The sequence below is a fragment of the Streptomyces sp. NPDC046939 genome, from assembly GCF_040644575.1.
Classification (GTDB): Bacteria; Actinomycetota; Actinomycetes; order Streptomycetales; family Streptomycetaceae; genus Streptomyces.
In genome coordinates, this window is record NZ_JBEYWV010000042.1 from 14,220 (window position 1) to 33,110 (window position 18,891).

Annotated in this window: 21 protein-coding genes and 3 pseudogenes; 9 read left to right on the plus strand and 15 right to left on the minus strand. The window is 69.0% G+C overall.

Translation table 11 applies throughout. The features are described from left to right. Nucleotides 1-212: 212 nt before the first annotated feature. Together ABZ877_RS34345 and ABZ877_RS34350 are read left to right on the plus strand one after the other, a co-directional pair. Nucleotides 213-398, plus strand: coding sequence for a hypothetical protein (locus ABZ877_RS34345; RefSeq protein ID WP_361079544.1), 186 nt, complete (start codon nt 213-215; stop codon nt 396-398). A 132-nt stretch (nt 399-530) separates the two neighbouring features. Then, complete coding sequence (locus tag ABZ877_RS34350) at nt 531-818, plus strand: hypothetical protein (RefSeq protein WP_361079547.1); 288 nt, start codon at nt 531-533, stop codon at nt 816-818. 72 nt (nt 819-890) lie between these two features. Here the strand turns inward: ABZ877_RS34350 and ABZ877_RS34355 are convergent, their stop codons facing one another. Continuing rightward, the gene (locus ABZ877_RS34355) at nt 891-1,415 is read right to left on the minus strand and encodes a peptidylprolyl isomerase (protein WP_361079664.1); all 525 of its coding nucleotides are present in this window, start codon (nt 1,413-1,415) and stop codon (nt 891-893) included. An 840-nt stretch (nt 1,416-2,255) separates the two neighbouring features. On the opposite strand from ABZ877_RS34355, the gene ABZ877_RS34360 reads away from it, so the two are divergent. After that, a complete protein-coding gene (locus ABZ877_RS34360) occupies nt 2,256-2,633 on the plus strand; it encodes a hypothetical protein (protein WP_361079549.1) in 378 nt (125 codons plus the stop codon). 2 nt (nt 2,634-2,635) lie between these two features. Here the strand turns inward: ABZ877_RS34360 and ABZ877_RS34365 are convergent, their stop codons facing one another. The 5 genes and pseudogenes from ABZ877_RS34365 to ABZ877_RS34385 all read right to left on the minus strand — a co-directional run bounded on the left by ABZ877_RS34365 (nt 2,636) and on the right by ABZ877_RS34385 (nt 4,988). Then, nucleotides 2,636-3,148, minus strand: a complete 513-nt coding sequence (locus tag ABZ877_RS34365) for an ATP-binding protein (RefSeq protein ID WP_361079551.1) — start codon at nt 3,146-3,148, stop codon at nt 2,636-2,638. 160 nt (nt 3,149-3,308) lie between these two features. Then, nucleotides 3,309-3,633, minus strand: a pseudogene (locus ABZ877_RS34370) (transposase); the annotation flags it as partial. Between the two features lie 3 nt (nt 3,634-3,636). Next, nucleotides 3,637-3,738 (minus strand): annotated as a pseudogene (locus ABZ877_RS34375) (IS5/IS1182 family transposase); the annotation flags it as partial. A gap of 18 nt (nt 3,739-3,756) precedes the next feature. Continuing rightward, a complete protein-coding gene (locus ABZ877_RS34380) occupies nt 3,757-4,530 on the minus strand; it encodes a glucose 1-dehydrogenase (RefSeq protein ID WP_361079553.1) in 774 nt (257 codons plus the stop codon). A 53-nt stretch (nt 4,531-4,583) separates the two neighbouring features. Next, nucleotides 4,584-4,988, minus strand: a complete 405-nt coding sequence (locus ABZ877_RS34385) for a hypothetical protein (RefSeq protein WP_361079555.1) — start codon at nt 4,986-4,988, stop codon at nt 4,584-4,586. Nucleotides 4,989-5,083: 95 nt separating this feature from the next. Here ABZ877_RS34385 and ABZ877_RS34390 point away from each other — a divergent pair, with 95 nt between their 5' ends. Continuing rightward, the gene (locus tag ABZ877_RS34390) at nt 5,084-6,118 is read left to right on the plus strand and encodes a helix-turn-helix transcriptional regulator (RefSeq protein ID WP_361079557.1); all 1,035 of its coding nucleotides are present in this window, start codon (nt 5,084-5,086) and stop codon (nt 6,116-6,118) included. Nucleotides 6,119-6,468: 350 nt separating this feature from the next. Here ABZ877_RS34390 and ABZ877_RS34395 read toward each other — a convergent pair whose 3' ends face one another. Together ABZ877_RS34395 and ABZ877_RS34400 are read right to left on the minus strand one after the other, a co-directional pair. Beyond that, complete coding sequence (locus ABZ877_RS34395) at nt 6,469-6,789, minus strand: hypothetical protein (RefSeq protein WP_361079672.1); 321 nt, start codon at nt 6,787-6,789, stop codon at nt 6,469-6,471. A 9-nt stretch (nt 6,790-6,798) separates the two neighbouring features. Then, a pseudogene (locus tag ABZ877_RS34400) lies at nt 6,799-6,996 on the minus strand (transposase); the annotation flags it as partial. 186 nt (nt 6,997-7,182) lie between these two features. On the opposite strand from ABZ877_RS34400, the gene ABZ877_RS34405 reads away from it, so the two are divergent. From ABZ877_RS34405 to ABZ877_RS34420, 4 genes are all read left to right on the plus strand, one after another. Continuing rightward, entirely contained in the window at nt 7,183-8,079 is an 897-nt protein-coding gene (locus ABZ877_RS34405; protein WP_361079559.1) for a metalloregulator ArsR/SmtB family transcription factor, read from the plus strand. Next, nucleotides 8,076-8,678 carry a dihydrofolate reductase family protein gene (locus ABZ877_RS34410; protein WP_361079561.1) on the plus strand — a complete coding sequence of 201 codons (603 nt, stop codon included), beginning with the start codon at nt 8,076-8,078 and terminating at the stop codon, nt 8,676-8,678. Before ABZ877_RS34405 ends, ABZ877_RS34410 begins: the two co-directional genes overlap by 4 nt. 898 nt (nt 8,679-9,576) lie before the next feature. Next, complete coding sequence (locus ABZ877_RS34415) at nt 9,577-10,338, plus strand: hypothetical protein (RefSeq protein ID WP_361079666.1); 762 nt, start codon at nt 9,577-9,579, stop codon at nt 10,336-10,338. Nucleotides 10,339-10,626: 288 nt separating this feature from the next. Further along, nucleotides 10,627-10,839 (plus strand): hypothetical protein, encoded by a 213-nt coding sequence (locus ABZ877_RS34420; protein ID WP_361079563.1) that lies wholly within the window; start codon nt 10,627-10,629, stop codon nt 10,837-10,839. On the opposite strand, the gene ABZ877_RS34425 is transcribed toward ABZ877_RS34420, so the two are convergent. The 3 genes from ABZ877_RS34425 to ABZ877_RS34435 all read right to left on the minus strand — a co-directional run bounded on the left by ABZ877_RS34425 (nt 10,813) and on the right by ABZ877_RS34435 (nt 13,877). After that, entirely contained in the window at nt 10,813-11,220 is a 408-nt protein-coding gene (locus tag ABZ877_RS34425) for a hypothetical protein (RefSeq protein WP_361079565.1), read from the minus strand. The two genes, ABZ877_RS34420 and ABZ877_RS34425, sit on opposite strands and share 27 nt — an antisense overlap. Nucleotides 11,221-12,592: 1,372 nt before the next feature. Beyond that, complete coding sequence (locus tag ABZ877_RS34430) at nt 12,593-13,015, minus strand: hypothetical protein (RefSeq protein ID WP_361079567.1); 423 nt, start codon at nt 13,013-13,015, stop codon at nt 12,593-12,595. Between the two features lie 97 nt (nt 13,016-13,112). Further along, nucleotides 13,113-13,877, minus strand: a complete 765-nt coding sequence (locus ABZ877_RS34435; RefSeq protein ID WP_361079569.1) for an aminoglycoside phosphotransferase family protein — start codon at nt 13,875-13,877, stop codon at nt 13,113-13,115. Between the two features lie 208 nt (nt 13,878-14,085). Here ABZ877_RS34435 and ABZ877_RS34440 point away from each other — a divergent pair, with 208 nt between their 5' ends. Beyond that, complete coding sequence (locus tag ABZ877_RS34440; RefSeq protein WP_361079571.1) at nt 14,086-14,472, plus strand: DUF6193 family natural product biosynthesis protein; 387 nt, start codon at nt 14,086-14,088, stop codon at nt 14,470-14,472. A gap of 110 nt (nt 14,473-14,582) precedes the next feature. On the opposite strand, the gene ABZ877_RS34445 is transcribed toward ABZ877_RS34440, so the two are convergent. The 4 genes from ABZ877_RS34445 to ABZ877_RS34460 all read right to left on the minus strand — a co-directional run bounded on the left by ABZ877_RS34445 (nt 14,583) and on the right by ABZ877_RS34460 (nt 18,608). Beyond that, nucleotides 14,583-15,110 (minus strand): hypothetical protein, encoded by a 528-nt coding sequence (locus ABZ877_RS34445; protein ID WP_361079573.1) that lies wholly within the window; start codon nt 15,108-15,110, stop codon nt 14,583-14,585. 312 nt (nt 15,111-15,422) lie between these two features. Continuing rightward, the gene (locus tag ABZ877_RS34450) at nt 15,423-15,932 is read right to left on the minus strand and encodes a hypothetical protein (RefSeq protein ID WP_361079575.1); all 510 of its coding nucleotides are present in this window, start codon (nt 15,930-15,932) and stop codon (nt 15,423-15,425) included. 22 nt (nt 15,933-15,954) lie between these two features. Continuing rightward, nucleotides 15,955-17,025 (minus strand): MerR family transcriptional regulator, encoded by a 1,071-nt coding sequence (locus ABZ877_RS34455; RefSeq protein WP_361079668.1) that lies wholly within the window; start codon nt 17,023-17,025, stop codon nt 15,955-15,957. Between the two features lie 77 nt (nt 17,026-17,102). Next, nucleotides 17,103-18,608, minus strand: coding sequence for a glycosyltransferase family 39 protein (locus tag ABZ877_RS34460; protein WP_361079577.1), 1,506 nt, complete (start codon nt 18,606-18,608; stop codon nt 17,103-17,105). Between the last annotated feature and the right edge of the window lie 283 nt (nt 18,609-18,891).

Sequence of the window (18,891 nt, forward strand, 5' to 3'; positions counted from 1 at the left end):
GCGTGCGCCGCCCCTGGGCGGGCAAGGCGCCGCGGGCGCAGAGTCGTTTGCACAGGCGGCAGGTGCCCCGCGCATGCTTGCGCAGGAAGTCTGTACGCCGCCGGGAGGGGCGGTGCACAGTCGGGGCTTGGCGTGACCTGGCTGTCAGCCAGACATTGACGTCAGCGGCTCCCCGCCCTTGCCCCCTCACTCACAGGCAGACCGACGAGCATGTGGGCACGCCCTTCCCGTCCGGCCTCCAGTTGCAGGTCGTCGATAGCGGTGACACCCTCCTGCTGCGTGTGAACGGCGAGCTCGACATCGCCACCGCACCGCTCCTGGAAGCCGCCCTCGCCCCGCTGACGCAGCGGCGCTGCGAACTCGACCCGTCTCTGCCCGAGGACAGGGCAGACCCGTAAGGCCCGCGCACCGACAGCACCACATGAGGGACCACAGCAGGCGTGCAGGCGCTGCACTGGGCGGCTCGGCTGATCGAGTGACCACGCCGCGCCTCGGGCGTGTGGGCCGGGAGGCGGGGGAAGACCGCCGCCATGAGCACAGACGCCGCATCGCCCGCCACGGTCCGCTCAGCGCTGGAGGAGATCGGTGCGGCAGGCGCTGGCGGGGCCGGTGAGGAGGGGCAGCGTCTTGTGGTGTGTCTTGCGCCCGCGTTGCGTCAGCTCCTCACGGCCCTGGAGGCCGCGCAGGGACACTGGGGCCAGGAGCCCGAAGCATGGGAGGCGGCGCGGAGCACGATGGTGTCGCTGGCCTCGGCGGTGGAGACGGCCGAGCGGCTGAAGCAGTCCCTGACAACCGGCCCGCACCCGGACCAGGCCTGACGGGCCGGGCCGGGCCGTGGGCAGGTGGTGCGGGGCGGTGGTGGTCGCCCCGGCACCGAGGCGGGGCGCCGGTCAGCGGGAAGTGACGGTCACCGACTCGATGACCACGTCCTGCAACGGGCGGTCCTGCCCGTTGGTGTCGGTGGTGGCGATGGCGTCGACGACCCTGCGGCTGGCGTCATCGCTGACCTCGCCGAAGATGGTGTGTCTGTTGGTCAGGTGCGGGGTGGGACTGACGGTGATGAAGAACTGCGAGCCGTTGGTGCCGGGGCCGGAGTTGGCCATGGCCAGTAGATACGGCTTGCTGAAGTTCAGGTCGGGGTGGAACTCGTCGGCGAACCGGTAGCCGGGCCCGCCCCTGCCGTTGCCAAGCGGGTCACCGCCCTGGATCATGAACCCCTCGATCACCCGGTGGAAGACCGTCCCGTCGTACAACCTGTCCCGGGTCCTCTCCCCCGTCTCCGGATTCAGCCACTCCCGCTCACCCTGCGCGAGCTCCACGAAGTTCTTCACGGTCTTGGGCGCGTGATCCGGCAGCAGCCGAAGCTCGATGTCGCCCTTGGTGGTTTTCAGAGTCGCATACAGCTCGCCCGCCATCACGGTTCCTTCCCACGTCATAACCCGTCGCGCCAGTGTGCTGGCCCGCCCGTGCAGCCCAGGGCGGCGACACGGCCCCTCACCCGTATGGGGACAACCTTGGAGCAGTTCGCTCTGGCACCCCCCGTGGCTGCACCGGGTACATTTCGATGCGGCGCAGCACGGCACCCAGGGGGCAGGGGTGAGCCGGGACCAGCGGTGTCGGCCGCAAGCGCTTCCTGCAGCGCGTCGGCCATCGGTGTTCTGGTGACCGGCCGACATCGAACGGGCTGATCTGCTGGTCAGTGGCGAGATGGAGCGGCTGACAAGGGCGGCCGGCGGGCGGATGCTGTGGCCACGCCGCGTGGGGAGGAGCGGGCTGATCAAGGGGCGCACACCACCGACCGCACCGGCCGCCCCCACACAACGGCAGGCCGTCACGGCCGGTGGTGCGCGGCCCAGGCGGCCGTGCCGCAGACGGCCGCGACATCGGGCCGGGGCCACCACGCCGCAGTACCCGACACCGCCCCGGGACGAACACGGCGCAGACGCACGAGACGGCCCTGAACCTGTCCGTCCACGGCCGAGTGCCCTATCTGCCCGCACCACCGCGCCCTGCGGGGAACACTTCGAGCTCCCCCTCGACGCCGACGGCGCCCTGGCGCTGCCACGACGGCGTCCGCCCGGCCTGGTCCGCAAAAAGCCGGGCGGTGATGGCCACACGATGTCCTACGCGCACGGGGTCCTGACTGGATGGTCGAGGCGATGGCCCCCGATACGGCTCTCGTTGTCTGTTCTGGGCGCGCCGTCGGCCCGTTCGGTGCTGCACTGGAGGGACCGTGTCCCACACCAGGGGATGCCGTGGCTGCCTTTGCCGAACTGCCCGAGCGGGCGGCCGCCGAGCTCGCAGAACGTCTGCACGACACCAGCGAGCTCGGCCAGATGATGGCGGTCACCGCCGACGGAGCAGTCCTTGCCGAGCAGGCGGTGCGGACGGTGCTGGACAAACGCGGCGGCATGGACCTCGTACGGGCCACCGCCCGGGCCCCCGCGCACCGCACCACCGTCCTCGACGCTCTGTGGACGGCCCTCTTCCCCGGCCGCGGGCACGGCCCGCACCCTCGCATCCTGTCCGAGGCAGAGCAGGACTTCGACGCCGAACTCAACCGCCGCACCCGCCCCGTCCTCCTGATCGGCGGCGCGCAGCAGCTACGCAGCGAGGTCTGGCAATGCCCGTAGGCTTATTCGGGGAACACGTTCTCCCGGACGTGCTCGAGGAGCCGGTCGGTCTCTTCCTGGCTGTTCTGGATGCGGGTGAAACGGTCGGTAGGCGCGTCGATTTGGTGCTCACTCATCCAGGCGGTGTGGTCGGCGTCCCGGTACGGCACGACGGCGGCCTGCTGATCCTTGTCCTTGGTTGCGGTGCCGTAGACGTCGTGCGGGGCCATGAGGCTGAGGGTGCCGCCGGGTGAGGTGAGCGGGGTGTAGGTGACGTCGGGCAGGTGGGGCTGGACGTGGTTGCGGATCCACTGGCCGTACTGCTGGGTGTTGACCTCGTCCAGGTCGATCCCGACGGGGGTGGTGTCGTGGTCCGTGACGCCGTAGATGAGCAGTCCGCGGCGGGTGTTGGCCATGGCGGCGACGTCCTCGGCCAGTTCGTTCCACTGGCCGCCCTCGGGCAGCCGGGGCAGGGACTGCTTCCAGTCCAAGTCATCGGACTCGGCGAGATTGCTGTCCGCTGCCTCTTTGACCATGTCGAAGGTGACGGGGCCAGGCGGGGCGCCGAGGTGCTGATGAAGTCGTGTCCAGAAACGGGCCGTCCCAGCAGCCTAGGGCTGACCACTGACATCGCCAGCGGCGCAGGCCGCTGCGCAGTGACGCAGGAGACACCGTCGCAGGCGCAGCTAGCAACCCCTAACAAAGCCGTTGGAGGTGTCGGTGGGTGATGACGCATACGGCGAGACCGAGGAGTGCTTCGTGGACGTCGTCGCGTGCGGAAGCCGTGGAGCCAGGCGATGGTGCGCTCGACGACGTAGCGGAAGATGCCCAGGCCGGTGCCGTGCGGCTCGCCCCGCCGTGCGATCACGGGCCGGATACCGCGCTGCCAGAGCAGGCGGCGGTAGATGTCGTGGTCGTAACCGCGGTCGGCCAGCAGAGCCTCCGGGCGCCGGCGCGGCCTGCCAGCGCGGCCCACGACGGGCGGGATCTTGTCGAGCAGGGGCAGCAGCTGGGTGACGTCGCCTGCGGCTAGGTGGCGGCCGGCGAGGTAGCTGTCGGGAGGCTTGTCGTTCCGGGTGGCGATGCCACGCCATGCCTTCATCTTGTTGATCAGCCGCTCGACGGTGTTCCTGTCCTTGGCACGTCAGAGGGCCATGCCTCCCGTTGCGTCGATGACCTGGCCGGTTATCCAGCGTGCGTCGTCGGAGGCGAGGAAGGCCACGATGTCGGCCATGTCTTCCGGCCGCCCGATCCGGCCGAGGGCGGCAAGAGACACCGCTTGCGCCTCGGCCTGCGGATCGCCCAGCAGGGTGGCCGCGCTGGCATCGGTGAGGACGGTTCCGGGGGCCACCGAGTTGACCGTGATGCCTCGGGGGCCCAGTTCCTTGGCAAGGGCGAGACTGAAGTTGTCCAGGGCCCCCTTGGTGGCGCCGTAGGCGATCATTCCCGGCGTGGCCAGGCGGGCCACGGAGCTGGAGATGTTGATGATCCGGCCCCCGTCGCGCAGGCGCGGCAGTCCCTGCTGCGTGACGAAGAACGGTGCACGCACGTTCACGGCGAAGACCTTGTCGAAGGCGTCCTCGGTCAACGACTCCAGGGATGCGAAGTCCCCGATGCCGGCGTTGTTGACGATGATGTCGAGTTTCCCGTCGGGCGCGTGCTCCGTGCCCGCGGCGTCGAAGGCGGCCCAGAGGCGGGCCGCGTCGCCGCGTTCGCCCAGCCCCGCCTGGAGTGCGAAGGCCCGTCCGCCGTTCTTGCGGATGTTCTCGACGGTCTCGCTCGCCGCCGTCTCGTCGCGTGCGTAGGTGACGCCGACGGCGGCGCCGTCCTGGGCGAGCCGCTCCGCGATCGCCCGGCCGATGCCCCGGCTGCCGCCGGTGACCAGTGCGACCTTGTCCTCGAGTGCTCTTGCAGACATGGCGGAAGACCGCCTCCCGTTCGTTGAGTCGTCTCTTGAGTGCTGTGGAGCGCCTAGGCCAGCGGCTTGTGTTCGGGCCACCACCGCTGGACGGCTTCGACAGCCGTCGTCGGGCTGACGTTGAAGCAGAGCTTCGCGCCGGGTGCCAGCTCGTGGGTGGTGTTCACCAGCACCTCCAACAGCGGGGTCAGCTCCGGGTCCAGCCGGACACCGGCGCCGATCAGCACGATGTCGTAGTCCTTGGCGGTCAACGCGGCGCGAAAGACCGCCTCGGCCGTGCGGCCGTAGTCGAGCAGGCAGACATCGACACTGAGGCCGAGCTCCTCGAGCCGAGCCCGGCCCGCGGCCATTCCGGCCCGGACCGCCTCGGCGTCGATCTCAGGGAACGCCGCCCGTGACGAGGGCGCGTCGTCCACCAGCGCTGGATCCAGTCCGACGTTGAGCATGGACGGGGACATGTCGTGTACCTCCGGTGACCTGGGGTTTCTCGGACCCACGATAGGTACCTGGAGGTCGGGCGGCCCTCCCACATTTCTGGGATACCGTGGCAAGGGTGAGTTCCCCGATGGTCCGGCGCGAGACCGTGCGCGACATCGAGGCGATCTGCCGTCTCGACCTCGACTCCCGAATACTGCGCCGCCGGATCGCCGACCGGCTGACACGCCTCATCCCGGCCGACTCCTACTGCTTCAGCACGATCGACCCGATGACGCTGCTGACCGCCGACCAAGTCAGCGCCGGGCTCGTACCGGAGGCGGCCGCGGCCGCCGCGCACAACGAGTACCTGGTGGACGACGTCCTGAAGTTCGCGGCGCTGGCCCGCTCCGAGGTGTCCGCGGGCACGCTCGGTGCGGCCACCGGCGGTGATCCGGAATCCAGCCACCGCTACCGGACCGTGCTGCCGATGATCGACGCACGGCACGAGCTGCGGGCGGGCTTCGTGGTGGACGGCCGCTGCTGGGGCGTCGTCGCCCTCTTCCGCGGCGGCCGGCTGCCCGACTTCACCCCGGCCGACGTCGGCGTCCTGCGGCGGCTGTCCGCCCCGGTCGGTGCGGCCCTGCGCCGCGCCGCCCACCGGGCACCCGACGACACCGCTGCGGGCCCGTCCGAGGCCGGAGTGCTCCTGCTCGACCAGGACTTGCGGCTGTTTTCGCAGAACCTGGCCGCGAAACTCTGGCGGGACGAGCTGGGCCCGTCGCAGGCGGAACTGCCGTCCGCGATCCTGGAGGTGGCCGCCCGGGGAAGAGGCGCTGAGCTGCCGGCGTACGGACGCATCCGCGGCCGCTCGGGCCGGTGGCTCACCGTCCAGGCCTCGCCGCTGAGTGGTGGCCCGCACCCGGCGGCCATCGCCGTGACGGTACATCCGGCGCCGGCCGCCGACGTGGCCGAGATACTGCTGCTCGCGTACGGGCTCACACCGCGCGAGCGGGACGTGCTGGCGCGAGTCGTCGCCGGTCTGCCGTCGCGGACCATCGCCGCGGAACTGCACATCACCGCGGCGACCGTGCAGGACCATCTGAAGAGTGTGTTCGCGAAGACCGGTGTCCGCAGCCGCAGCGAACTGGTGGCGAAGGTTCTGGGCCTGTGACCGGACGAGTGATCACTGAGTTTTTCGTCGGCACTCCAGCAGGATTTCGCTGTCTGACCTGTGGGGTTGGCCGGGCGGCTGGAGTGTAGCGGCCCGGACCATGGTCAGGGACGGTCTCCCGGAGGCAGCCCCTCCAACGGGTGACCCCGTCGCCCGTAATGACAGCGACGAGCGACTGCCTGGCGTCGCCGGCGCCAGTTCGACCAGTTCACCGGCGTGGGCGAGCATGGCCGGGGTGATGCGCCGGTACCAGCTCACGTAACGGCGGAGTCCGTACTGGTCCAGCCCGCATTCGTTCTTCGCTGCCTGGGAACACTCCTCGATGGCCCGCCGCGCCCCGGTGATCCGCATCAAGTCCTGGACGGTGACCTGCAGGGGGCGCTGTAGGCGAGGTAGTAGGCGGTCTCGTCCGGGCGGGACCGGCTGCGGCGGGCCAGCGCCCACCGCATTTGGAACGGTACGTCGCCCTGGTAGTCGAACTCTTCCACGGCGGGCAGACGGACGGCGGCCCAGTGGTAGATGCGCGGTTCCTTCGCCCCGTCGCCGCAGGAGAGCTGCTGCCATGCTTCGGCCGGGGCCTGCGCGACGAGGTGGTCGATGTGGGGACAGCCCACGGTGAACTGGGACTTTGGCACGGCCAGCACGTAGCCGACGCCGGACTGTTTCAGCATGCGGCGGAAGTGATCTTCCTGCCCGTAAGCGAAATCCGCAGTGCCCCAGGTGATGGGCAGGGCTGAGGCCAGGGCCCTCAGTACCTTGCGTCGTGCCAGTTGCCCCTTCGTGGCGAACACCCGGTCATCAGGGATTCTGGCCGCGCGGCAGCGTTCCTGGTCCTCGGTCCAGGACTTGCGAAGATACAACTCCCGGACCAGCAGCACCCGCAGTGCCGGAGTACTGGCGCTGCACCCCGGCAGAGGTGGGTGCAGCGTGTCGAGTTGGCAGCGGCCGAGTCATCGTGGGTGGTGCCGTCGGTGACCGGTCACCGTCTCGTTTCATCACACTGGACGGCTTCACTCCCCCATATTCCTTGACACGAATATTCGTCAAAGGGAATGCTTGCCGTCATGGACGCACTCCTCTCCGCACTGGCCGACCCGGCCCGCTGGCGGCTCGTGAACCTCCTGGCCGAGCGGCCCCGCCCGGTCGGCGTCCTGGCAGAGCTGGCCAGGGCACGTCAGCCGCAGACGACCAAGCACCTGCAGACCCTCGAGCGAGCCGGTGCGGTCACCTCCCAGCGGGTCGGCCAGCGCCGCATCTACGCGCTGCGTCCCGCCCCTCTGCGGGACCTGGCGGCGGCGCTGTCCGTGCTGGCCGACCACGCGGACCGCGCGGACGGACCGCGCGCGACCTTCGACCGGTACGGCCTCGCGGCGCACGCGGAGCGGCTCGCCGCGCAAAGCCCCGGGTGGGCCGACGGCCGTTCGTTCAGGTTCCGGCGAACGCTCACCGTCCCTCCCGGGCCGCTGTGGCGCCATCTGACCGACCCCGGCCTGCTGGCCCGCTGGTGGACGCCGGACGACCTGCGCGTGTCCGAGCTGGTCTTCGAGGCCCGCCCCGGCGGGCGCATTGTGCAGGAGTACCGCGACGCCGAGGACATCGACGGCTGCGAGCCGGTCGTCGGGCGCGCGGAAGGCGTCGTCGACGCTGTCCGTCCCGGCGAGCACCTTGCGTACCGGATCTCACCACAACTGCCCGACGGCAGTACCGCGTTCACCGCCCGCGTGGATGTGGACCTGCGCCCCAGCGACAGAGGCACGGAGCTGGAAGTCCACTACCGGGTCACGGACAGCACCGTCGACGCGGCCGGCTTCATCGCCGGCATCGAGATCGGCTTCGGCCAGAGCCTCGACAAACTCGCCGCAGTCTGCGCGAGCACAGCGGCAGACGGCGACACCGAACACGCCAACCGCGACGGCGATCACGACGCCGCCGACCACACCGACTCAGGGAGCACATCATGACTCAGCCAACCGGCGGCCGCCGCGTCGTTGTGAACATCGCCCTGTCCCTTGACGGCCGCTACGCCAAGCCCGACGACCCGCTGGACATGAGCTGGGTGATGCCGTACGCCGTCACCGACGTCGCCCGCGACCACCTGACCGGCCTGTGGAAGTCCGCGTCGACGGCCCTCCTCGGACGGGTCAACGCGGAGGGCTTCCTGGGCTTCTGGCCGACCGTGATCGGCACCGAGGGCGCCGACCCGCGCGACGAAGGCTTCGCCAAGTGGCTCGTCGCAAGCGACAAGGTCGTCCTCTCCTCCACCCTGCGCGAAGCACCCTGGGAGCAAACGACGCTCGTCGACCGGCCGACCGCCGAGGTGGCCGCGGAGCTCAGGGCGACCGAGGGCGCGGACATCCTCGTCCTGTCCAGCGCCAGCGTCATCAAGGCACTGCTCGCCGCCGACCAGGTCGACAGACTGGCTTTCACCGTCTTCCCGGTCACGCTCGGCGGCGGCCCCCGGCTCTTCGACGACGGCCTGCCCGCGGAGAAGTGGACGCTCGTCAGCCACAGCGCCGGGGAGCACGGCACCCTGGCCCTCATGTACGACCGGGTGCGCTGAGTACGCCAGTCGAGCCTGTACGCTACGCCGGCCCGCCCGAGCAGATCACAGGACGGCTGCGACGACAGCCCCAGCCCATCTTCGGCGGCCAAGATCATGACCGCCAGCGCCGTCGCCATCGCCGAGCGGCAGCGCAGGCAGGCAGCTCCACCCGGCGTCCGAACCATCTGGTGCCGTTGCAGGAACCGATGCACAGGTTTCCGATCCGCGCGGGTATCAGACAATGAGTATTTTCGGAGTGGCCCCCGGGGTGCTCACCGACGAGCGGCGCAAGCTTCTCGATGACGTCGACCCCGGGGAGTGCCCGCCTGGAGCCCCGGTCGGCAGCGGTGCCTTCTGTTGCTGCAGATGCACCTGGCCGGTGGCGGTAGCCTGCCGACGAAGACTCGCGACGTGTGGTCCGGGGCAAGACCTCGGACGCTGGGTACAGGCGCAGCACCTTCGGTTCGAGCAGCTGCCGCTCGTGCAGCAGTGGCTGCTGGCGAACACGCTGGGCCTTGAGCCGGCCACGGAGGCCGAGCGACCGGTGAAGCGGCAACAGGAGCACAAGTGCGCACTTGACCTTGCGGCTGCTTGCCAGGTCCACAGGGAGGAAGGGCACCTGAACGTGTCCCGCACGTCGAAAGCCCTGCCGGTGGGGCTGGCGGACCCGCCCCCACTGAACGCTGGACCACAGTCGACGGCAACGTCCTGTCGACCTGGGCATGTGGACCGCCAACGGCCCGGACCGGTCCAGCCCCGCCCGGGTCACCGCCTCCCGCTGCCGATGCATAATCGTGACTCCGCGCCGCGCAACTTCACGCCACACCTGATGGTCACAGAGGCACACCGGAGGAGCGACTTCCGGCGTCTTTCCGTGCAGATCAGCGCGCGCATGAATACAGAGATCGGGGTTCAGGTGGGGAAGAGGGTTCGGAGAGTCCTTGTGGCTGGCGGGGCGGCGGCAGTGTTCGCTGCCGTTGCGGCAGCACCGGCGGGCGCGGCCGAGGGCGGGGTGTCGTTCTCCCGCATCAAGGTGAACGGCGGCAAGCCCATCGTGATGGGCGTGGGGGCGGTCAGTGCGCCCACCTCGTTCCGTATGACGACCACCCACAAGTGGAAGTGGCCCGCGGTGTTCCTGTACCGGGGCAGTACGGGCAACGCGCTGTGGCACGCTGTCGGGACCAGCGACTGCGTCCCTGCGGGTCCCGGCGTCTGTGACTTCACCGGGACGATGGACTTCGACCCCCGCGTGTGGGACACGCTCAACAGCCAGGCCGGGGCCTGGAAAGTCGGGGCCCAGGTGGTGTTCTCGGGCGGAGGCGGTGACACCGACGGCACGGACCTCACGGTCTACCTGAAGCGCAACAGCCGTCTGACCGTCAATGCGGCCCCCGAACCGGTGGTCAAGGGCAGGACGATCACCGTGACCGGCAAGGTCACGCGGGCCAACTGGGAGACCAAGAAGTATGCGGCCTACGCGGACCGCCTGGTGAGCCTCCAGTTCAAGCCCAGCGGTTCCTCCTCCTACACCACGGTGAAAAAGGTGCACGCAAACAGCTCGGGCGCCCTCAGGACAACCGTGAAGGCGACCAAGACGGGCACCTGGCGCTGGGCCTACTACGGCAACACCACCACCGGCCCCTCGACCTCACCCGGGGACAACGTCGTGGTGAAGTGACGACGTCCGGCTCGCTCCCCGGCTCCCTCGTATGCCTGAGCGGGCGGGGGGGGGTGAGCCGGCAGCCGACCTTGCATACCTGATGCCCGGCGGGCCGCCGCGGTCGCCGGTGCGGCGAGCGGACCAGGTCCAGGGCGGCACGGACCGCCGCATCGGGGGATTCCGTCGCCAGCAGATCCATCCGGTCGCTTGGCCTCGGCATCGAGGCGGCCGAAGCCAACGAGCGGCCGGTGAAGCGGACCCAGGAACACGTGTGGGCCCTCAACCTCGCCGCCGCCCGCCAGTTCCATGCCCGCGAAGGCCACCTCAACATCCCCCCGCAAACACGTCGAGGAGTTGCCGCTGGAGGCGGCCGGGCCCGCCGCCACCGGACGCGAGACCGCCCCGGAGGGCACCGTGCTGGTTAATCTGGGGATGTGGACGGCGAACGTACGCCGCCGCGCCGACAAGCTCGCCGACGAACGGCGGGTGAGCCTAGATCAGCTCGGCATGCGCTGGTAATGCTGGAACAACCACGATCTGGTCTTCGTCCTCGTAGACGATCGTGCCTGGGTTCGAGGATTCCAGGCGGCGACATGCAATGCCGTGTGCGGCCAGAAGTGCCTGGTACCCGTGCACGCGTTCGATGAGGTGAGTGGCCGAAGCCTTGAACCATGCCACGGCGCCCGGGTGCACGGCCGGGTCGTAGATCCTCGCATCGACAGTGGTCGGATTGGTGTAGTTCGCGTCGTACCAGTCGTTGCTGCTCCGCCAGAAGCGGTACTGATCGCCGCTCAGCCGACCGCTGGCGGCCAACTCGTTGGCGAGCACAAAGATGCCGGGGAAGTGCCCCCGCGCATGACGTACCGTCCCCTCAAAACGGACGTACTTCGCCTGTTCCATAGACCCCTCCACGCTGCTGACGACGTGGACAGATCCTAGACGGGGCGCGTCGAACCCTTACGGGCCGCAAGGGGCGCAGGGCATGCGCGATGCCGCCAAACTGGCTCCGGCCAGCAGCCCCCCGAGCACCGCCATGACCACAAATACCGTCCCCACACCGCGTCTTCGTGCGCCCACCGCCATGAACCCACCCCATGAGTCGATGATGCGGGATCATATGCCGCCGGCCAGCCTGGGCAGCGCGCCCGGCCACCGCGAGCACCCCCTCCAACTAGGCGGCTCGGGTTCGGCCTCGGCACGGTGCGCGGATCGTCAGTGATTTCTCATGCGGCTTGTCGCGCCGCATGAGAAATCACTGGCCGTCCGTCCTCATACGAGGCGGTGAAGCCAGGACGGGTCTTAACGAGTTTCTGCTTGTCCAGGGTGCGCTGCAGGACGACGCTCCGGCCTTCGCTGCGCAGGGTGTTCAGGTCGGTCTTGGACTCGGCCTTCTGGCCCTCCAGGGGCGGCTTGGAGTCGAAGTCGGTGCCGCGGGAGCCCGTTTTTTTGCAGCGGGGCGGGCACACGCGTCTTGACCTGCACCTCAATGGAGTTGCAATACCCATGGCGGGCGCCTGGGGGAATAGGCCCCGCGGCTGATCGGCCTCTACAGACAGCCTCACTCCGCACGCAGAGCTGCGTGCCATCGCGAAGCCCACTGAGGAGGCGGCCGGCCCACTCGGCGAGATGGAGAGCAGTCGCCGCTCCAGTGACTCGCGTAGGCGATCGCGAGGACCGATACAAGAACGTACTCGAGCGTCCGAGCGTCGTTCGTCTCCCACCCGTTGCCGATGGCGGCCAACAGGACGGCTAGGACTACGTAAGCCCAGCTCGTCGACTTCCTTGAAGGCTGCTGCGACATGACCCGATCTCCTTTGCGGGGCTTGACTGCGTGGCACCCACGGCACCCACGGCACCCACGGCACCCGCGATGAGATTGATCGAGATAGACCACAGCCGTGACGCCGATCATCCCAGGGGAATCTCGAACAAACCAGAGTTGACCTGGGGCAATGGCACGATTGCGAACGGCTCCTCCTGAACCATTCGGAAGTAGCGTGACACCAGGGGGACCCGCGTCGTTCGGGCAGCGGGGCTGGCAGGGACCGACCCGTCTACTTCTCTTGGTCTGGGAGGTGCCGGGCGAGGATCTCGGCGAGGTGCAGCACCGACCAGCGACGAGCGGTCCTTGATGAGCGCGGCATGCGGTGGTGAGGTGCGGTATTCGGTGCCGGAGGTTCCGTCTGGCAGATGTCTACTGTGCTTGTGGGCGTGCTGTCGTCAGTTGTGCGCCTGGGCAGTCAAGCGCGACACCCTGTGGCTGGTCCCCGCGTCATCGACGAGGAGCACCGACAGGCGCTGGGTCGGTTCGGCGGACGAGGAGTGCACGCGTGAGGGCGGACAGCACCGCCGCTTCGTAGATGGGCGGGAAGGGAAAGTCGGTCGCCAGAATCCGCAAGAGTACGGCTGTCGCGACGACGCATCCGCAAAGAACCGTGGTCCATCCTCTGTGCCGATGCGCAAGCACCCAGGGGGCCGGCGTGAGGCAGAGGATGCCGAGCAGTTTCAGTCCTGCCGCCGGCGAGCCGACCATCCAGAAGAGGGCGATCTCCACATAGCGCAGGGAGACGAAGCAGGCTGCCGCTGTGGCGCTCGCCAGCGCCGCCAGGACGCTGTCCCCCAGGCGGTGGCGGCGCAGGCCGACCGCGAGGCCGATGACGATGCACAGACCGATCAGGGCCCCGTAGACGTACATGCTGGCTCTTTCTGTGGAAATACGGGGGTGGCTCCGCGCAAGCCGCGCTGAACCAGCTCGGGGTGCGCTGGTGAGACTGGCCGCAGGGGGCCGGTGCCTACAAGAGCGAGCCTCGCTCCGAGCGGATCCAGCACTGCTCGGCCAGCATCTCAGCCGCGTCGCCCCGGGCGAGGAAGGTCGCCCATGGCTCGGTTCCTTGCCTGCCGAGGCGTTCGATGCGCGCGGCCTCGCGGGACTGCAGGGCCTCCAGCGCCTCGATCACGGCTACCGGTTGTTCTCCGTAGGCGGTGCAGAGCGCATGGAGGCGGGCCTGCAGGGTGCGCGCGCCAGTGACCGATGCCCGTCGCTGCTGCTCCATGGGTCGCAGCGGGATGGCGTACCAGGCGAGTTGGGCCACGTCGTCGATGGCGTGGCCGGGTGCCGCGAAGTCCCAGTCGATGAAGCCGATGAGCCGGCCGGTGTCCCAGATTGCGTTCCATGGCCCGAGGTCTCCGTGTCGGATCACCATGCCTGGCTGCCACTCCTCCTCCTGGCCCTGCCAGTGGGCATCGGTCGGCCGCCGGAAGGTCCGGACAGCATCGTGGTACCGCCGCAGCCAGCGGCCGAGCTCACCGACTCCGCCTGCGGAGCGCAACGCTTGTGGCCAGGGCGTGAATGCGGGCTCGCCATAGAGCATCGACAGCACCTCCTCGGTGCCGTCGGTCCCCAGCACGCGGGGAGCCCCGCTGAATCCCACCGCCTCCAGGTGGCGCAGCAGTGCGTGTACGGCCGGTGTCCACGCGCCTGCCGGCCTGTGGATCGTCGCTCCGACCCGTCGCACTGTCGTGACACTGCCGCGGTCTGTCGAGCCATCCTCAATCACTGGGCCAGCGTAGTCCGGATACCTCAGCAGGCGCCTGGCTCATCAGCGCGCCCAGCCTGCTTTTCACGTCCGACTGGTGATCAACAACGTGAACAGCAAGCACCAAGACAGCAACGGGACGAAAGAGACCGTCCGCCTGTCCGGCGAATCATCAGGTAAGTGACTCAGCCCGGGGCCGCTGCTTGAGCCGGGCAGGCACCATGGGGCCATGCACTCGAACACACCGGGCGACGTAGTCGTGGAAGCCGGCTGGCAGGCCGTGAGGGACGACGGGCGCGTACGCGCCGAGCTGATCGAAGCGGCCTACGCACAGCCCTGCCTACGGCAGCTGTTCCCCTGGACGGGGATGGGCGAGCTGCACTTCAGCCGCTGTACCAAGTGGCGCTGGACCTGGGACATCCCCTACATCCAGCCTACCGCTGAAGGCGCCTACTGGGTCTCCGGCCCCGCACGCGAGGAGTCGGTGGGCCCGGCCGCCACAGCGCACGAGGCCATCGCCATGGTGGTCGGACGCCTGCCGGCACACTGTGGCCCCGCGTTCGCCGGAACGCCAGAAGAACTCGCAGCTCACGAAACCACAGCCCAGAAGCCGTAGACGGGCTGGAGTACGTCCGCTCACGCTGACGCTGCGCGTACGGCGACAGGAGACCGCTGCCAAGGCGCGCTTCCTGCCGCCTTCATCGGCGCGCGGCGGCGCCGTGGTGCTCAATGGGTGGGAGGTGGCGCCGTGCAGCCGGTCTCCGGGTAGTGCCCGTTGACGTCGATCCAGATCCGGGTGGTGCTGACTGCGCCCGTGACGCAGGCGGTGTCACCGACGAAGATGCCGAAGTCGCTGCCCTCGGCCGGGGTCAGCGCGGTACCGACCATGCGGCCGCTGAGGACGAGCCGACCCGGGCGTGCCAGGCGCTCGAGGACGGGGCGTACCTCCTCAGGGGTGATCTGTCCGCGCTCCTGCTGCACTCGCAGGGCGTGCTGGATGCTGCGGGCCCTGCGCTCGGCCTCCTGCCGGTCGCGGAAGCTCATGCTCCTCGGGTGGCGGACGCGGTTGTTGTCGGCGTAGTTCGGCGGGGCATCGGCCGCGGGCGGCTGGAACCCGGCGGTCGTGGAGGGGGTTGCCGTGATGGGCGGATTCGGGTCCAGGTTCGAGAAGAGGTCGTCAGTGGCGGAGCATCCGGTCGAGGCGAGGATGGCGACGAGGGTTCCCAGGACGGCGGCGGTTCTGCGTGTCGGCATGGTGACAGGCTCTCCGACCCCGCCCGATCACGCCTGAGTACGCGTACCTACCCGGCAGAAGGCCGCTGGCGCGACGGCCTCTCCAACGGCCGTGGCCGTCTGGCTAGTGCTCTGACCGGGAAGGTCACCGGCTTGGTGAAGCCGTGTTGGTGCCGGGTCATCCAGCCCGCCGGATTGCCCGATCGACCAACTGAGTTCAGGTATTCCTAATCGCCGCCAACCGCTCCGGGAATTGATGGTGACCATGCGGATCCACCAAGCCGGCGGACAGCTCCGGGGCGTAGGCGGCTTGGACTACTTCATTTTTGTGCGTCACGCGTCGGGACCAGGTGCAGAAGCTCGCGGTGACCGGTCTTGCTCCGCGATAGCCCCAGCAACCTCTTGGATGGCGCCGCGAAGAAGGTTGCCGTAAGGACCTTGAGGAAGGCTGGGTGCGTGCGTTTTGGCCGCGTTGATGTGCTCGGTGGCGGCTTCAAAGGAGCCGAGTCGGCGGTAGTTGTCGGCGAGGTTGAGGTGCAGGGATGGGTAGAAGCCGGCGATGTGGAGGCCGGCGTGGTGCTCCTGTACGCGCTGTTCGGTCACGGCGTCGGCGGCGTCCAGGGCGCGAATGTCCCAGGCGAGGGCCTGGGCGGGGTCTTCGTGGAGATCTGCCAGGCAGTGGGCGAGCGAGCAGCGGTGCAGAGGGTCACCGGTGACACCGATCGCAGACCACAGGCCCAGCAGTTTCTGGCGGGCGGAAGCACTGTTACCGGCTCGACTCTCTGCGACGGCGTGGCCTATTGCTTCCATGGTCGGGTCGGGGCTGGCGGGTGCGGTGGTCATGGACTGTTCCTCATCGTTCTTTTCAGGCGGAGTCGTCGGACTTGATGGGCATGGCCAGAATGGTGAGATCACCGCGGTCGGCGGAGCGGATCGCGACGGGTCGGTCGTGTCCCCGTAGGTCGAGCAATACGTCGGGGCCGATGGCCGTGCTCACAGCGGAATAGAGCGTGGTCAGCTCGAACCAGATCCGGCGGGCCTGGCCCGTCACGATGGCGGTAAGTGGGACGTCGGGGTGCCCGTCGTCCGCTGACATGACGCTCACTCCGTGGTTGGCAACATGCAGCCCGAGGCGCTCACCGGGGTGCTCTTCCAGGGCTCGTAGGAACAGATCCTTCGAAACCGTCGCGCGAGTCGTGACCTCGCCCAGCGACGCGAGCATCATCCGATAGTCGGGAAACTCCTCGGGCAGCAACCGACAGTGCCGGTCCTCTCGGTCGGCCACACGGAACCAGATGCCGTTCGAGACCGCTTCCAGTCGCACCAGCGGGCTGCGGCGGCTCGCCGCGACCGCAGCACGCAACTCGTCGCCATTGACCGTGCCGGCCCACGTCTGGCTCGATGGTTCAGTCGGCACAAGGGTTCGAGTAGAGAGCCGGTATCGGTCCGTCGCGGTCAGGGTCACCCCCTCACGACCTGCCTCGATGCGCAGACCGGAGAGCGCCGGCATCCCAGACTCATGCGCGGCCGCGGTCAGGACCTGCTCGACCGCATCTGCCAGCACGGGACCTTTCACCACCGCGATGGGAAGACCTGGCGCATTGCCGAGCGCAGATTTGATGGCAGCAGCCTTCTGCTGCACAGCTGCCGCATCCCCGACGACCTTTGCGACATGCTCATCGAGTAGCCGGGAAGCCTCGTCGGCTTCGGAACCAAGTACCGCCCCGACAGCAGCCAGGGGCATGGCGAGCTCGCGAAGCTGACGCAGCGCGGTCGCCCGAGCCACCTGGTCAGTGCTGTAGTAGCGGTAGCCCGAGACTGGGTCGACTTCGGCAGGGGACAGCAGCCCGGAGTCGGCATAGAACCGCAACGCGCTGGAGGTCAGACCACTGCGTTGGGCGAAGGCCCCGATCGGCATCAGCTCATCATTTGGCACCGCGCCATCATCAAGCTTCAACCAACTCGAAGGTCAACACCGATGAGCAGCGACACCCACCTCATGGCCAGCAACATCTAGTTGTAGATATCGCGTCCGGGGGCGCACAGGGGGTCGGTGGGTGCGTAGTCGCGTCGGATGTAGGTGGTCCACTCTCCGCCCTGGATGGGAATGACCCAACAGAGGCGAAAGTACTTGCGGAGTACTGCCCGTTTCGTGGCCTCCGCCGGGGTCTGGTCTTGTGGCTGGCCTGGGCGGTCCCGCAGAACAGTGAGTTCCGGATAGTGGAGCATGCGCCTGCGGATGACCTCCGCAGGTTCCTCGACCCCGTACAGCGTGCCGGAGGCCTGCGGTGTGTGCCGGAGGGCGATGTCGTCGAGCGGGCCGTTGTATGCGGGACGGCCAAGGATCCAGGCCCGGCGCCGTGCGGGCTGGAAGATGACCGGGTTGCGTTCTCCTGGCGCGGTGGCCGTCAGTCCCCAGAAGCTTTCCACGGTGTCGACCCGGCTCGAGGGCAGCCTGTCCTGCCAGTAGCCGGCCCCCAGCACGGATGCTCCGGCCACGGCGCAGGCTGTGACGCACCGCAGGATGCGACGGCGCCGCCGCGGATCCGCCACAGCGCGCAGGGCCAGTTGGCCTTGTCTGAGGGCGGTCCCGGTGAGCAGGGCCAGGCCGGCCATGCCGTAGAGCACGTAGCGGTCGACGTACCAGGGGTGGGCAAGGGAGACGGTGAGCAGGAACCCGGCCGGGGCGATCAGCAGCGGCAGTCCGACCGCCGGAAGGGACACCGGCCCGGCTGCAGCGCGCGGGCTTGGGTGGCGTCGCAGGACGACGGCCAGGGCTGCGGCGGCCACGGCGGGGAGGGCATAGCTGAGCCATTCGCTCAGGCCGGGGCGCCCCAGCCAGTTGAGTTGGGCTGCTGCCTGGCCGGCGCTGATCACGGCGAGCGGGCTCACCGCGCCGACGGCCGCCAGGCTCGCCGTCAGCCACCAGCGGCCGTGCAATGTCCTGCGGCCACTGTGGCATAGGGTTACCGCGTGGGCGAGCAGGACGAGGAGAGCGAACTCGTGCAGCCAGCCGGCCAGGACCAGCAGTCCCGCATACCCCGCCCACCACCAGCGTCGCTCATCTTGCAGGGCTCGTACGAGGAACCAGGTGGCCCACACCACCGCGGCGGTGACCAGGGCGTAGGAGCGGGCCTCCTGGGCGTAGAACTGCACCTGTGGGATGCACAGGAAGGCGGCGCCGGACAGGAAGCCGGTGGCCGGGTCGGCGAGGCGGCGGCCGATCGCGTTGACTCCCAGGACGGCGGTCACCGTGGCGGCCAGGGACACCATGCGCAGGGACAGCGCCCCGCCGTCGACGATGCCCAGGACGATATGGGCAAGGAAGTAGTACAGGCCGTGGACGGCATCGATGTTGTGCAGCAGGTGCCACAGCTCGCCCAGCGAGCGGCGGCCGGCCGCAACGCTGACGGTCTCGTCCCGCCACGACATGCCGTTGCGGTCCAGCTTCCACCAGCCCAGCAGCAGCGTCAGCAGGACCAGCAAACCGGCCAGGGAGGACCGGTAGCGGCGCTCCACACGAACGGGGTCACGCCACGCAGAGTGGAGATCGCCTGTCCCGCGTGTGTGCACGAGCATGAGACGGACAGCGGCTGAGACCGCAGCCCATGTGCTGGTTAACGGCCCGCCCCGTGAACTGTCCGTCCCCAGCCCGGCTTGCCTGCCGTCGCATCCTGCCCTGGTCATCGGCAACCCCCGCCCCTTCCCTGCACCGCAGCGCAGGAAGCTTCTCCTGTCACCGCCCGTTGGCAGCCCGGCGAACCATAGCCGGGCCGGGTCGGCCGGGGGCAAGGACTCAGCC